This window comes from Streptomyces achromogenes (assembly GCF_030816715.1).
GTDB classification, from domain to species: domain Bacteria; phylum Actinomycetota; class Actinomycetes; order Streptomycetales; family Streptomycetaceae; genus Streptomyces; species Streptomyces achromogenes_A.
Map to the genome: position 1 here is coordinate 8,237,683 of NZ_JAUSYH010000001.1, position 14,632 is coordinate 8,252,314.

Sequence of the window (14,632 nt, forward strand, 5' to 3'; positions counted from 1 at the left end):
ACGAGTCCCGCCCGCCGCAGCCGTACCGCCAGGTCGGCCGCACTTTCGCTGACGTAATCTTTGCGCACCGCTCCGCCGCCCACCGGGAGACCTCGCATGCCCGCCGCCCGCCCCCGTCTCCTCTACGTCACCGACCTGGCCTACCCGGCCCGTGGGCGCCGCTACGGCGACGAGGACGTCTTCCTCTCCTCCCGTCTGCGCGCGGACTTCGACCTCGCCCTGTGCCATCCGCTGGACGCGACCGCGCTGATGCACGCCTTCGACGGCGTCGTCGTCCGCAACAGCGGACCGGTCATGGGCTACCGGGCGCAGTACGAGGCCTTCCGGGAGCACGCGCTGCGCGACGGGGTGCGCGTCTACAACCCGCTCACCGGCCGCGCCGACATGGCCGGCAAGCAGTACCTCCTCGACCTCGGCGCCGAGGGCTTCCCGGTGATACCCACCGTCGACCGCGCCGAGGACCTGCACCGGCTGCCCGAGGCCGAGCGGTACGTCGTCAAGCCCAAACTCGGCGCCGACTCGTCAGGTCTGCGGGTCGTCGCGGCCGACGCTCTGCCGGCCGCCGCCGTCGCCGACGGCTCGCTCCTCCTGCAGCCGTGCGTCGACTTCGTCCACGAGGTCTCCTTCTACTACGTCGACCACGACTTCCAGTACGCCCTGTACGCCCCGCGCCCCGACCGCCGCTGGGAGCTCGAGCCGTACCGGCCCACCGTGCGGGACCTGGAGTTCGCCCACCGCTTCGTCGACTGGAACGGTCTCGCGCACGGCATCCAGCGCGTCGACGCCTGCCGCACCCGGGACGGCGAACTGCTGCTGGTGGAGCTGGAGGACCTCAACCCCTACCTCTCCCTGGACGCCCTCGACGAGGACGGGCGGGACTCCTTCGTCGCCGCGACGACCCGCTCCCTGCGCCACTTCCTCGCCCACTAGGGCTTTTCCGACGGATCCCGGTGGGGCGCCGCGGAGATCCGCCGGAAGGGCCCTGGCCCCGCCCTTCCGCGCGGAGCGGTCCGGGCGGCGGGCCGCGTCGGGCGGGGCGCCGGTGAACCCGGCGGCACCTGCGCCCGTATCCCTCCCGGGGGACCCACGGGAGGGAGACCAGGTGCCGACACCGGAGGAACCCGGACAGCCGCACGACCGCCAGGTCCTGGAGCCCATCCGGGTCCTGAGGCCGCGCAACACCGACGCCCTCGCGGAACTGTTCCGCGAGATGACCGAGGACGCCGCCGACGGCCACGAGGCCGTTCCGCTCCCTGGCAGGGCCCCGGGCGACGAGGCCGAGACCAGGGAACTGCCCCCGCCGCCGGCCGTCGGCGCGCGTGCCCGGCGCGCACCCGGGCCGCCACCCGTGCGCGGGGTCCGGCCGGCCCCGCGCACGGCCCCCGGCGGCGCCGCCCGGACCGCCCCTGGACGGGCCCCCGCCCGGACCGCGCCCCGCCGGGCCGACGGGCCGTCCCGCGTCGCGGTCGCCGCCGTCGCCGTGCTCGCGGCCGCGCTCCTCGGCTTCGCCTGCGCACTGCTCCTGCCCGGCCGCGACGGCCGAGCCGCCGGCGGGGCGCAACCACCCGCGTCCGCTCCCACGCCGACCGCCGACGCGAGCGCGTCCGCCGATCCCGACGGCGCGGGCACCCTCCGGGAGGGCGACAGCGGCCCCCGGGTGACCGATCTCCAGCGGCGTCTGCTGAGGATCCCGAACGTCTACGACCACGGCCCCACCGACGGCCGCTACGGCAGCGTGCTCACCGAGGCCGTGGCCCGTTTCCAGCTCTGGTACGGAATCCGCGGCGACGAGACCGGCGTGTACGGCGACGACACCCGCCGCGACCTGGAGTCCCGGACCGCGTCGGCCGCCACCGGATGACCGGGCGACGGACCGGTGCGCGCCGGGCGGGGATGACCGGGCGACGGAGAGGTGCGCGCCGGGCGGGGTGGGAAGCTGTCCCGGGCGGGGCGGGAAGCGGCCGGTGCTAGCGCTCGCCGTCCCTCGGCAGCCGGATGTCGAGGACGCACACGTCGTCGCGGCCGTCGGGCTCCAGCACCGCGCCGAGCAGCCGCTCCAGCGGCGCCGGACCGGCCGGACCGCGTCGGGCGGCGGCCCGGGCGAGCCGTTCCAGGCCCCGGTCGATGCTCTCCGTGGGCCGTTCGACCAGCCCGTCGGTGTACAGCAGCAGCCGGTCGCCGGGTTCCAGCAGGACGTCCGCCTCCTCGTAGCGGGGCGCGTCGGTCGCACCGAGGAGCATGCCGTACGGGCGCTCGAGGTAGCGCGCCTCGCCGCCCCGCAGCAGCAGCGGCGGGGGATGGCCGGCCTGCGCCCAGACGAGCCGGTGCTCGCGCGGGTTGTAGCGGGCCAGCACCATGGTCGCCGAGCCGTGCGGATCGCGGGAGTGCAGCAGCAGGGCGTTGAGCCGGCTGAGCGCCCCGGTCAGCGACGACCCCGTGATGATCATGCCCTTGGCGGTGAACCGCAGCAGCGCCATCGCGGCGACGGCGCCCAGACCGTGCCCCGCCACGTCGCCCACCACGAACAGGGCGTCCCCGTCGGGCAGTTCGATGGCGCTGAACCAGTCACCGCCGACGCTGAGGTCCGACTGCGCGGGCAGGTACGCGATGTCCACCCGCAGTCCGGCCAGCCGCACGGGCTGCTTCGGCAGCGGGAGCAGCGCCTCCTGCAGACGGGCGGCGGCCGTGCGTTCGGCCTGCAGCACGCCGTGCTGGGTGAGCATCGCCCGCTCGCTGGCGACGAGGGCGAGTTCGGCACTGCGCTGTGCGGTGAGGTCCTGCACGAAGCCGTGCACCTCGACGGGCGTGCCCTCGGCGTCCGGCACGGCCTCCGCGACCATCCGCAGATGACGGACGCCCTCCCGGGTGACGATCCGGAACGGCACGTCGCATGGCCGCCCGTGGCGCACCAGCTCCCCGACGGAGCGGGCCAGTACCGGCACGTCCTCGGGCAGGGCGAGCCCCGGCAGACTCGAAAGCGGGACGACGCCCAGGGCGGGGTCGCGTTCGAGGATGGCGAAGACCTGGGAGGACCAGTCCCCCTCGCCCGTCGCCAGGTTCCAGGTGGCCCAGCCGAGGTTGCCCAGCCGCTGCACGTCCGCCAGCCGTTGCTCCTGCCGGTCGGAGGGGTCGTGGCGGACCCAGCTGACCACCAGTCCCTCGCCCAGCCGCGCCGCCCGCGCCGAGTAGGTGGACAGCTCGCCGAACCCGGCGATCATCTGCTGCAGGGCGAACGGCTCGCCCTCGAAGGGCTCTTCGCCCGCCAGTGTCCGCAGGCAGCCCTGCCACAGCGGTTCGCCGGACATCTCCGGCCAGCACTCCAGGAAGCGCAGACCGACCAGCTCGCGCCCGCTGCGCCCGCTGGCGTCGGACGTCATCCGGGTGGCGGCGTCGACGCGGAAGTCCTCGACCTGCCCCGACGCGGAACGCACGGGCGAGAGGAGCACCGCGGAGACCGGCAGCCGGTCGAACATCGTCTGCACGGCCTCCGCGCCGCCCCCGCCCCCGGCGGCGGGCGGGCGGGCGTCGAACGTGCGCAGCGGGCCCGCGCAGAGCTGGGCGACGGCCAGCAGATGTTCCCGCACGCGCGGGGTGAAGGGACCCTCACGGCGGCGCAGGATGCCCAGCGCGACGTCGGCCGACGCCCCGGTGACCACCGGCAGCCAGGCCCGGGTCGGCCAGCGCCGGGGCGGATCGCCGATCAGCAGATGCCGCTGCGCGTCCTTGTCGACGTCCTCCAGCCAGCACGGCCGGCCGGACTCGAGGGCGTCGCGAGCGGGGATCCCGCTCAGCGGCGGCACCCGGCCCCACTGGTCGGCCAGCGTCTCGTCGATCCCGGCGTGCCCCACGAGTTCGAGCCCGCCGCCCGGCAGCCGCGCGTAGATCATGACGGCGTCGGCGCCCACGTCCGGGGCGAGGTGGTCCAGGAGCCGGCGGGCGAGATCCTGCGAGCCGCCGACCCGGACCAGGGCCCGGCTGAGCCGGCCGAGGGCCGCGGCGTCGATCTCGTCGCCGGCCGGCTGCGGCGGGCTCTGCCGCTCCGGTGAGTCGGCGGAGGGCGCCGTGGGCTCGGTGTGCGGCGGTGCGGCGAGGGCGCCGAGGGTGATCCAGCACTCCTCCAGCAGCGTCCGCCGCGCGGCCTGCGCTCTCAGGTGCAGTTCCTCCTGGGCGGCGTCGGGGGTGCAGCCGCGCTGTGCCATCAGCGCGCCCTTGGCACGCTCCAGCACGGCCGCGGTGGCCGCGAGGTCCTGCAGCCGGTCCATCTCGGCGCGCTGGCGGGCCACGACGCGGGTCAGCGCCGCCATGTCGGGGACGCCGCCGGACTCCGCGGGCAGGGCGGGTTCGCTCGTCACGCCTTGAGCATGGCACATGGGCGCGGATCGGACCGAGGCCTTGCGGCAACCCTCCTGCCAGGCTCTGTGGCCTGCGCGGACATCGGTCGCGACGTCGCGCTCAGCGCCCGGCGTTGTGCTCCGTCAGGGCCTGGGTGACGGCGCGGACGCTGCGGGCGATGTGCTGGAGCTGCATGACCTCGGCCGCGTACATCTTGATGGTGTGCTCGATGACGGACTCGGCCAGTCCGAGCCGGGGGAGGTCGGCGCGAGCGGTCTGCAGAGCGGTGCGGGCGACCCGGACCTCGTTCTGGACCTGGATCTGCGCGTGACGGGCGAGCAGCACCGGGTGGCGCAGCAGGGCGGGGTAACTCGCGTACCGCGCGGGCACGAGCTCACGCAGCCACTTGGCGGCCGAGCGCTCCCAGTCGTAGCTGCCGGGCGTCTTGACCTGGCACGGCCAGTCCGAGCTGATGCGCGTCGTCGTCAGAGTCATGATCATCGCTTCCGGTATGTGGCGTCGTGACGGTGGTCCGACGGTTCGGGGCGGCCCCGGTCCAGGGGATGACCGGGGCCGCCTAGGGCGCTCGCGCTAGCGATGCCCCGAGCACCCCGAGCGCCGACGTGGGTAGGGGACGGCGGTCTTCGGGTGCCCGTACAGGAGCCCTTCGCGGGCGGGTGCGGCCGTGAGCAGTATTTATATATGCCGACGGCTTTGCAAGACGTATGAAAACATTCATGCGTGAAATGCCCACAATGATGCCTTTGGTCTTGCCTGTGGGAGGGGGGTGGTCCTGGATGAAACGGTCATTCCCGGAGGAAGAACTGGTGCTGCTCGGCGATCTGCTCGTATTCCTCGAGCCGTGCCTGGGTGCGCTCGGGGCCGGCGTCGGTCATCGCCTGGAGCAGCGCCGCGGCCATCACGCCCGGCGCGGCGTACGAGTCGAAGACCAGACGGGAGCCCGTGCCGGTGGCGAAGGTGGCGTCGGCCTCGTCGGCCACCGGCCCCAGCGCGAGGTCGGTGATCAGCGCGACCTTGAGGCCGGCGCTGCGCGCGACCCGCACGGCGGTCAGGGTCTCCTGCGCGTGCCGGGGCATCGAGAACGCCAGCACCCAGGTCCCGCCCGCCTCCCGGGACTGCAGCAGCGCGTCGTACGCGACGCTGCCGCCCCGGGTCACCAGCCGCACGTCCGGGTGGACGCGGCGGGCGGCATAGGCGAAGTACTCGGCCAGCGAGGCGGAGATGCGCAGCCCGAGGATGGTCAGCGGCGTCGACTGGGAGAGCTGCCGGCCGACGTCGATGACATGGTCGGGGTCGGCGAAGTCGCGCCGCAGGTTCTCCAGGTTCTCGATCTCCGCGTCGACCGCCGCCTGCAGTTCGTTGCTGCGGTTCACCTCCGCCGCCTGGCCGCCGGCCAGCGCGCCGAGTGCGATCGACTGGAGCCTCTCCCGCAGCGCGGGGTACCCGCTGAAGCCCACCGCCGCGGCGAACCGTGTCACCGAGGGCTGACTGACGCCGACCCGGTCCGCGAGGTCGGTGATCGACAGGAACGCGGCCTCGGTGATGTGCTCGATCAGATACTGGGCGATACGCCGTTGTCCCGGGGAGAGTTGAGGCCCGTCGAAGAGCGCCCGCAGCCGGGAGGTCGGGGACACCTCCGTCTCCGGCCCGGTTCTGCCCGAGGTGATCGCGGATGCCTGTGCGCGTGCCTGCTGCGGCGATGGCGCCGGTGCGCCTCCTTTGTCTTCCACGAGGCTCAACATAGCTCAGGGACCCGCCCGGCAAGGGAGGGCCGAAAGCGGGCGAGGACGCCTCCCCCGCACCCCCGGTGATCGTGCCTTACCGCCGGTACGGCGCGTCCCGGACCTGACGCGGTCACCGGCCGCTCGGAGCCCGGGGGGATTGTCGGCGCCCGGAACCGGGCGCGGTCACCGGCCGCCCGGGTCCGGCGTCGCCTACGGCCGCCCGGAGCCCGAGGTTGTCTTCGGCCGCCGGGGGCCTGGTGTGGTTACCGGCCGCTCGGGGTCCGAGGTTGTCTTCGGCCGGCGACCTGACGCGGTCACCGGCCGCCCGGGTCCGGCGTCGCCGCCGGCAGCCCGGGGCCCGCGTCGCCTCCGCCCGCCCGGGGCCCGGCCGTACCGCCGGCCGGCCCGCGCCCCGGGCGCGCCCTCATCGGTCCCGAAGGTGATGCCGGACCGAGAGCCGACCCGGCCCGAGCGGCGGCCCCGGACTCGGGCCGGCACCGAGACCGGCCACGGGCCCGCACCGGGTCGGCCCGGGGCCGCCGTGACGGGGTTACCGCCTCAGCAGGCGTACCGACAGGCCGTGCGCGGTGTACACCGGTACGGCCCGCAGGTGAGCGCAGTCCAGCTCGACGCGGTCGAACTGGCCGCGCAGCGCCGACGCGGCGATCACCGGCACGGTGGTCCCCGCGGCCGGCGGCCGGTCGGCGTCGAGACGCAGCGACAGCACCGAGCCCCGGTCGAGGCGCACCCGCCCGGAGACCGTCAGGGCCGGACCGTGGTGCCCGCGAAGCGTCAGATCCAGCACCGCGCCGGCTCCCTGGGCCCACGCGCCGCACACCCGCACCGGCTCGCCCGCGCGCAGCGTGCCGCCGGTGAGCCGCACGTCGCCCTGACCGAGGGCGTTGGCGTGCCCGGCCACGAGCACGCCCGCCTCGACGACGGTGCCGCCGTGGTAGCGGTTGTGCCCGGTGAGGGTGAGCGTGCCGGAACCGCGCTTGGTCAGACCGCCCTCGCCCGCGATGTCGTTGCGCCAGGCGTCGGCAGCCTGGAAGCCGCCCTTGGCGGCGTCCAGGGTGACCGTGACGTCGCGGTCGAAGGCGCCGTAACCGTCCGCGGCCGCGAACAGGTTGAGCCGGCCCCACTGCTCGAAGCCGTCCAGCATCACGTACCCGGAGGGCAGCGCGGTCGTGCGCAGCACCTCCCGGCGCTGGGCCGCGGTGAGGTACGGCTGCCGGGTCTCCAGCAGCACCTCCGCGCCCTTGGGCACCGTCAGCGGCTCCTTGCGGCCCTCCCTGGGGAGGACGTAGGTCAGCCGGGGCGCGACGGCGCGGGCGTTGGCCTCGCGGTCGGCGTACTCGTCGTCGGCGTCGGAGTGCGCGTAGGCGAACAGGGTGTCGGCGGTCGTGCCGGTCTTCTCGGTGAAGTAGGCCAGTGCCTGGGCGCGGGCGGCCGCCTTGAGCTCGGCGTTGGCCGGGTCGGCGAGCGTGGCGGCGGCGAGGGCGGTGGCCATGATGCGGCCGCCGAGGACGTCGACGGTGGAGTGCATGCCGGACACGATCCGGGTGTGGCTCAGCTGCAGGGCGCGCGTCACCAGCTCCTGGAAGCGCTCCGGGACGGCGTACGCGTACGCCAGCGACGCCAGGTGGAATGCGTTGGTGTGACCGCTCGGGAATCCGCCGTCGTCCGTCGGCGAGCTGCTGCGCTGGCGCAGCAGCTGCGGCACGACGACCACCTGGGAGTCGTAGACGGGGAAGCCGAGCGCGTCGGTCTTCCCGGTGTCGACGACCTCGCTGTTCTCGTTCATGCGCCACGGCCGCGGGTACTGGAAGGCGTACTTGCCGGGGTTGCCGGAGGCGAACGGGCCGCGCACCGTGTCGACGAGCTTGGCGACCAGCCCGAGGTCGGAGGCGTACGAACCGGCGCCGAGCGCGGAGCCGGCGGGCGCGTCGGCCGGCACGGCGTCGTCGATCTTGGTGGCGGGGACGCCGTCCGGGGCTGCGGTGATCGACGTGACGGCCTTGGCTCCGGCCTTGTAGAGATCCGCCAGGGGGCCGAGGCCGGCGATCGTCGAGTAGCTCTGGTGCTGGCGGTCGTAGACGAAGGCCTCCCTGCCCTGCGCCTCCGTGCGGGCCCGGGTGACCGCGACGCAGTAGCGCACGTTGGCGCGCAGGATGTCGGGCCGCAGCGGCGTGCCGGTGTTCCAGGCGCCGCCGGTCTTCCACACCTTCGCGAAGCCGCCGAGGGCGCGGACCACCGCGTTGGTCTCGGGCGTGAGGTTCGCCATGACGTTCGTCTTGTAGTCGTCGACGAACGGCAGCGCAGCGGTGGCGGCCTTGGCGTCCGCGGCGGCCAGCCACGAGGCCAGCGTCGGGGCGGCCACCAGGGCCGCCGACCCGCCCACGGAGAACTTGAGGAAACGCCTTCTGTTCACGGCCGAGGGAGAGCTGAGCCCGGCGGGTGACGGCATGGATGTGCCTTCCTGGAGTGGCCTCGGCCGAGGGGCCCGAGGGAGGGGGTGCGCGACTGCGGTCCGAGGGTCTTGCGACGCCCCGTGAGCCGGGAGACGCGTCTGAGCGAAGATCTACGGCCGGGTCGTGTCGTTTTCGCGAGGGCCCGGCGACCGGTGCGTGTCCTGCGGGTGAACGTGCCGGCGGTGACTCACAGCAGCGAGCGCGCCAGCGCCACCGCGCCCTCGACCGGCGGCACGGTGAGCGGCTGCGGCCGCGCTCCCGGCACCGCGGCCCCGAGTGCGTCGGCGAACGCCTCGTACAGGGCGGGCTGCCCGAGCACCGTGCCGCCCGCCACGACCACGTCGTCGACCACGACCCCGCGCGCCGCGAGCCGTGCGACGAGCGACGCGAGGTCCTCGCCGGCCCCGGCGATCACCGACCGGGCGAGTGCGGAACCGTCGGCGGCGGCCGCGAAGACGACGGGAGCGTGCCGCCCCCACTCGGCGGAGACGTCGGCCGCGCTCTCCAGCGCGGCGCCGAGCGCCGGGACCTCCGGCACGCCGAAGGAGGAGATCAGGCCGTGTGCGAGGGCGTCGGGGGCGTCGCCCCGGTCGTGCGCGGCCCAGACTGCCCGGGCGGCCTCCCGGACGAGACCGGCGGCGCCGCCCTCGTCGCCGAGGACCGCGCCCCAGCCGCCCACCTGGACCGGGGCGCCGTCGGGCAGCCGTCCCACCGCGACCGAGCCGGTGCCGGCCACGAGGCCGACGCCCTTGTCCAGACCCGCGGCCGGAACGAGCAACTCGGCGTCGCCCACGAGGTGCGCGGGCGCGCCGAGAAGTTCCTGGAGCGCGACGCGGATCCGCGCGCACTGGAGAGGGGTCTCGCAGGCGTGCGCCCCCACGGCGAGCGCGGCGGGACGCGCGCCCGCCGGCAGCGCCTCACGGAGGAGGGCGACCAGCCAGTGCGCGGCGGCCGCCGGGTCGTGCGGCCGCCAGCCGCTGCTGGCGCGCACGTGGTCGACCACGACGTGGTCGCCCGCGAGCGCGCGCACATGCGTCTTGGTGCCGCCCACGTCGACGCCGACCACGAGGGGGCTCGAAGGGGGAGAGTCCTGCACGGATCCTCTTTCGTCGATGCGCTTGACGGGCTGCGACGGCGGGCGAACCGTGACCGAGGGAACAGGCATGGAGGAACTAGGGAAGCCCCGGGACGGGCCTCTGACGAAGCACGGCAGGCGAGTACCGTGAAGTTCGTTAGGAAGTTAACTAACGAAGTACAGTGCGTCAAGAGGAATCGCGCACTCGACCACCGTGCGGCCCGGCCGGGCCGCACGGGGCGGGAACGCGCGACGTCGGTGCATCCCATCGCCGCAGCCCGCCGAGACGATCTCGTCCGGCGCGCGCGGCCCTGTACCCGTGTGGGGGAAACTGTGGAACTCGACGTGCTGGAAGCCCCCCGCCTGACCGAGAGCGCCGGCGCCGTGTTCGCCGTGCTGGCCCAGGCGGGCAGTGCGACCCGGCCGCAGCTCGCGAGCCTTGCCGGACTGTCCAAACCGACGGTGTCCTCCGCCGTGGCGGAGCTCGAGGCCGCCCGGCTCGCCACGCACTCCGGCACCGCCTCCAGCGGCACCGGTCGCTCCGCCGCCGTCTACTGCCTGGGCCCGGCCGCGGGCGCGGTGCTGGCCGTCGATCTCGGCCCGGCCGTCACCCGGGTCAGGGGCTGTGCCCTGGACGGCGCGCTGCTCGCCGAGGCCACCGCCTCCCGCAAGGACGCCGCGGACGCCGTGCGCGAGGCGCTCGGCGTGCTGCCCGAGGGCGTGCCGCTGCGCTCCATCGTGGTCGCCGTCGGCGACGTGGCCGCGCGGGACCGGCTGGGCAGCGGCATGCGGCCCGCGACCGCCAAGGCCGGACCCGCCTTCGACGCCATGGCGGTCGCGCTGCCCCAGGGCGTGCCCGTCCAGCTGGAGAACAACGTCAACTGCGCGGCGCTCGCGGAACTGCACGAGGGAGCCGCCCGGGGCCGGCACACCTTCGGCTATCTGCGGATCGGCGTGGGCATCGGTCTCGGCATCGTGGTCGGGGGGCAGGTGCTGCGCGGCTCGAACGGAGCCGCCGGCGAGCTCGCGCGGCTGCCCTATCCCTGGGACGACGGCCGTGAGCCGCGCCAGGAGGCCCTGGAGGAGTACATCGGCGCCCGCTCGCTGCTGCGCAGGGCCAGGGAGGCCTGGGAGGCCGCGGACGGGCCCTGTCCGCGCACCACCGAGCGGCTGTTCGCCCTCGCCGGGGCGGGCACGGCCACGGCGGGCGAGATCGTCGGCCGGCACGCTGCGGACGTGGGCCGGCTCGCCGCCGCGGTGACCGCCGTACTGGACCCCGGGCTCATCGTGCTCGGCGGCAGCACCGGTGCGGATCCGCAGCTCCTGCCCGGTGTGCGGGCCGAGCTGGCACGACTGAGCTGGCCCACCGAGGTGGTCAGCAGCACGGTCGGCGATTCCGGCACCGTCGCGGGCGCCGCACGGCTCGCGGTCGCCCGGGGAGTCCAAACCGTGACCCAGGCCGCGCGGCCCAAGGATTGACGGCTTCGGACTCGGTCTGCCAATGTCCGGACAAGCGCTTTCTAAGTCGGCCGGGACGTCGGCTTGGGTTGAGCATCCCGCCGGTACGCGAAGTACGGCAGCCGCACGAGGGCGCGCTTGTGCGACGACGGCCCTCATGGCCGGGGATCCCACCCGTCAAGGCGATGCGGCCGGGCGAGGCCGCACCCTCGGAAAGCAACTTTCCTGCAAACTGCACCCGTGCCGCCTCGTTCGGCGCCGTGCTCCGTCCCCTACGACGAAAAGGGATCGAAGATGACCAGTGTGGGTGTGCGGCGCTCCCGCCGACTCGGCCTCGGCGGCATACGCCGCCTGGTTCCCCTCGCTGCCGTTGCCACGGCAGGTGCCCTGTTGCTCTCCGCCTGCGGGTCGGACGGCGACTCGGGCGGGAACTCCAAGTCGCTGACGTTCTGGATCTCCACCGTTCCGGGGCAGGACGCCGGCTGGAAGAAGCTGGTGGCGCAGTACAAGAAGGAAGCCGGCGTCGACGTCAAGCTCGTCAACATCCCCTACGACGGCTACGCGACGAAGCTGAAGAGCGCCGCGCAGGCGAACTCCCTGCCCGACGTGGCGGCCGTGCCGGCGCTGGACCCGATCTGGTCGGGCAAGCTGATCGACCTCAGCTCCATCGCCAACAACAAGACCAACAAGATCAACGCCAACTTCATCGCCAAGGACTCGTCGGGGAAGGTGCTGGCCATCCCCTCCGACGTCACCGCGTCCGGCCTGTACATCAACAAGTCGCTCTTCGAGAAGGCCGGCGTCGCCTTCCCGACCTCGCCCCAGAAGACCTGGACCTGGACCGACTTCATCAAGGCGGCGGACACGGTCCGTGAGAAGACCAACGCCAAGTACTCCCTGACCTTCGACCAGTCGCCGTCCCGACTGCGCGCCATGGTGTACGAGATGGGCGGGAAGTACGTCCACGCGGACGACTCGGGCAAGTTCTCGGCGGACGAGGCGACCAAGAAGGCCGTGAACTACTTCGTCGGCCTGAACGACGACAAGACCATGCCGAAGTCGGTGTGGACCAGCGGCGCCGACCCGTCGGCCATGTTCCAGAGCGGTGACGTGGTCGCCTACTGGTCCGGTGTGTGGCAGGTCGCCTCCTTCGCCGAAAGCATCAAGAAGTTCGAGTGGGCGAGCGTCCCGACCCCGGCCCAGCCGGTGCAGGCCAGCGACGTCAACAGCGGCGGCCTGATGGTGGGCTTCAACAACAACGGCGCCGCGGCCACCGCCGCCACGAAGTTCATGTCCTGGCTGTACGAGCCGGACCACTACCGCACGCTGTGCGAGGCGTCCGGGTTCCTGCCGGTCGAGAGCGGTCTGAACCCCAAGTACCCCTTCACCTCCGAGGCGGCGCAGGCGGCGTTCAAGCTCTACAACGAGTCGATCCCGCTCTACGCCCCGATCTCCGGCTACTTCAACGGCGCGCAGACGAACTGGGTGCTGAAGGGCAAGAGCCTCACCGAGGACCCGACCAAGACGGAGCTCGGCAAGGCGATCAACGGTCAGCAGACGGCCGACAAGGCCCTGGAGAACATCGTGGCCGGCTACAACCAGCAGGTCGGCGGCTGATCGTGGGCCACAGGGCCGGGTGGCGGGACCGAGACACCGCCGCCCGGCCCTGGGCGCCCACGTGATGCCGGGCTCACGGCGTGAGCCCACAGGAATCCCTTCCACCAGCACGGAGTCAGGAAGATGACAAAACGCGCCTCGGACGTGTCCGCGAGCCCGCCCAGGAGACGCAGCAAGTACATCCTTGCGCCGCTCGTCCTCATCGCGGCCAATGTCGTGCTCTTCTCGCTGTTCTTCGTCTGGCCGGCGGTGCTCGGGCTCATCTACTCCTTCACGAACTACACGGGCGTGGGGGTGTTCCAGTTCGTCGGACTGGACAACTACCACCACCTGGTCGGGGACTCCACCTTCTACGACGCGCTGACCCGGACGCTGCTGTACGCCGTGCTCTTCGTCCCGCTGAACTTCGGGCTCTCGCTGCTCGCCGCCAACCTGGTGGTGAACAAGCACGCCAAGGGCGCGTCGGTGGCCCGCGTCGTCTTCTTCATCCCCTGGCTGCTGTCGCCCATCGTGGTGGGCGTCCTGTGGCGGTGGCTGTTCGGCGAGAACTTCGGACTCGTCAACTACCTCATCGAGCAGTTCGGCGGAAGCGCCGTCCCGTGGCAGTCGAACGCCGACCTGTCGCTCATCGTGGTCGTGATGGCGGCGTCCTGGGCCTGGACCGGCTTCTCGATGCTGCTGTTCATCGCGGCGATCAAGAACGTGCCGGTGTCGTACTACGAGGCGGCCGCGCTCGACGGCGCCGGCCCGTGGCGCCAGTTCATCAGCATCACGCTGCCGAGCATCGCGCCCACCTCGTTCATCGTCATCCTGCTCAACACGATCAACGCGATGAAGGAATACCCGGTGTTCGTCGCCCTCAACAACGGCGGCCCCGGCACCTCCAACAACCTGCTCGTCCAGTACATCTACGAGACCGGCTTCAAACGGGGCCAGATCGGCTACGCGAGCGCCGCGTCGTTCGTGCTCATGCTCATCCTGATGGCCGTCGCGATCATCCAGCTGATCGTCAACCGACGGGTGGAGAACCGATGAAGACCACAGAGATCCCCCGCCCGGTCGCCGCTGGTCCGGGACGGACCGTCTCCAAGAAGCGGTCCCGCGGCGCGGGCAGCGGCGGACTCCGTCAGGCGGTGTCCGCGACGACACTGCTGTGGATCATGGCGTGCCTGTACGGGCTGCCGGTGCTGTGGTTCGTCCTCAGCTCCCTCAAGCCGGCCAGCGACCTGTTCTCCTATCCACTGACGCTGGTCCCGCACAACCCCACCCTGTCGGGTTTCAAGACGGCGTGGGAGAGCGCCAACTTCTCCCAGTACTTCATCAACACGGCCATCGTGTGTGTGATCACGACGATCCTCACGGTGGGCGTCAGCTGCTGCACCGGGTACGCGCTGGCCAAGTACGACAACCGGTGGCTCAAGGCGTTCTTCCTCTGCATCCTGGCCACCACGATGCTGCCGTCCGAGGTCATGCTCGCCCCCGAGTTCCTGGTCGTCCGCAACCTCGGCCTGTACAACTCGTTCGCCGGCATCATCCTCCCGGCCGTGCTCACCGCGACCGGATGCTTCATGTTCCGCCAGTTCTTCCTGACGGTTCCCGACGAACTCGTGGAAGCCGCACGCATCGACGGCGCCCGCGAACTGTCGATCTTCCTGCGGATCATGGTGCCGCTCTCCCGGCCCATCATGCTGACCCTCGCCATCCTGTCCTTCCAGTGGCGGTGGAACGACTACATCTGGCCGCTGCTGATGCTGAACGACCCCAACAAGTTCACCGTGCAGATCGGCATCCAGAGCATCGTCGGCGCACAGAACATCAACTGGTCGGTACTGCTCGGCGCCTCGGTGATCTCCATGATCCCCCTGATCCTCGTCTTCCTCGTCTTCCAGCGCTACGTCATGGGCGCCGACATCAACGCCGGACTGAAGGACTGA

11 protein-coding genes are annotated in these 14,632 nt (G+C 72.7%); 6 read left to right on the top strand and 5 right to left on the bottom strand.

Annotated elements, in window-relative coordinates:
- Positions 1–96 precede the first annotated feature (96 nt).
- Positions 97–930 carry a hypothetical protein gene (locus QF032_RS36255; protein WP_307048567.1) on the top strand — a complete coding sequence of 278 codons (834 nt, stop codon included), beginning with the start codon at positions 97–99 and terminating at the stop codon, positions 928–930.
- Between the two features lie 172 nt (positions 931–1,102).
- Positions 1,103–1,861: a peptidoglycan-binding domain-containing protein gene (locus QF032_RS36260; protein ID WP_307059406.1), complete on the top strand. Its 759-nt coding sequence runs from the start codon at positions 1,103–1,105 to the stop codon at positions 1,859–1,861.
- Between the two features lie 106 nt (positions 1,862–1,967).
- Here QF032_RS36260 and QF032_RS36265 read toward each other — a convergent pair whose 3' ends face one another.
- The 5 genes from QF032_RS36265 to QF032_RS36285 form a co-directional block, all read right to left on the bottom strand.
- Complete coding sequence (locus QF032_RS36265) at positions 1,968–4,304, bottom strand: SpoIIE family protein phosphatase (RefSeq protein WP_307060504.1); 2,337 nt, start codon at positions 4,302–4,304, stop codon at positions 1,968–1,970.
- A gap of 148 nt (positions 4,305–4,452) precedes the next feature.
- Positions 4,453–4,833, bottom strand: a complete 381-nt coding sequence (locus tag QF032_RS36270) for a hypothetical protein (protein WP_173985727.1) — start codon at positions 4,831–4,833, stop codon at positions 4,453–4,455.
- Between the two features lie 305 nt (positions 4,834–5,138).
- Positions 5,139–6,083: a MurR/RpiR family transcriptional regulator gene (locus tag QF032_RS36275; RefSeq protein WP_307048571.1), complete on the bottom strand. Its 945-nt coding sequence runs from the start codon at positions 6,081–6,083 to the stop codon at positions 5,139–5,141.
- 544 nt (positions 6,084–6,627) lie between these two features.
- Positions 6,628–8,544, bottom strand: coding sequence for a phosphatase PAP2 family protein (locus tag QF032_RS36280; protein WP_307048573.1), 1,917 nt, complete (start codon positions 8,542–8,544; stop codon positions 6,628–6,630).
- A 191-nt stretch (positions 8,545–8,735) separates the two neighbouring features.
- Positions 8,736–9,644: an N-acetylglucosamine kinase gene (locus tag QF032_RS36285; RefSeq protein ID WP_307048575.1), complete on the bottom strand. Its 909-nt coding sequence runs from the start codon at positions 9,642–9,644 to the stop codon at positions 8,736–8,738.
- Positions 9,645–9,968: 324 nt separating this feature from the next.
- Between QF032_RS36285 and QF032_RS36290 the strand changes: the two genes are divergently transcribed.
- The 4 genes from QF032_RS36290 (at position 9,969) to QF032_RS36305 (ending at position 14,632) form a co-directional block, all read left to right on the top strand.
- Entirely contained in the window at positions 9,969–11,102 is a 1,134-nt protein-coding gene (locus QF032_RS36290; protein WP_373430511.1) for an ROK family transcriptional regulator, read from the top strand.
- Between the two features lie 273 nt (positions 11,103–11,375).
- Positions 11,376–12,698 carry an ABC transporter substrate-binding protein gene (locus tag QF032_RS36295; protein ID WP_307048578.1) on the top strand — a complete coding sequence of 441 codons (1,323 nt, stop codon included), beginning with the start codon at positions 11,376–11,378 and terminating at the stop codon, positions 12,696–12,698.
- Positions 12,699–12,821: 123 nt separating this feature from the next.
- Positions 12,822–13,733 (top strand): carbohydrate ABC transporter permease, encoded by a 912-nt coding sequence (locus tag QF032_RS36300; RefSeq protein WP_307048580.1) that lies wholly within the window; start codon positions 12,822–12,824, stop codon positions 13,731–13,733.
- Positions 13,730–14,632 (top strand): carbohydrate ABC transporter permease, encoded by a 903-nt coding sequence (locus QF032_RS36305; RefSeq protein ID WP_307048582.1) that lies wholly within the window; start codon positions 13,730–13,732, stop codon positions 14,630–14,632. Before QF032_RS36300 ends, QF032_RS36305 begins: the two co-directional genes overlap by 4 nt.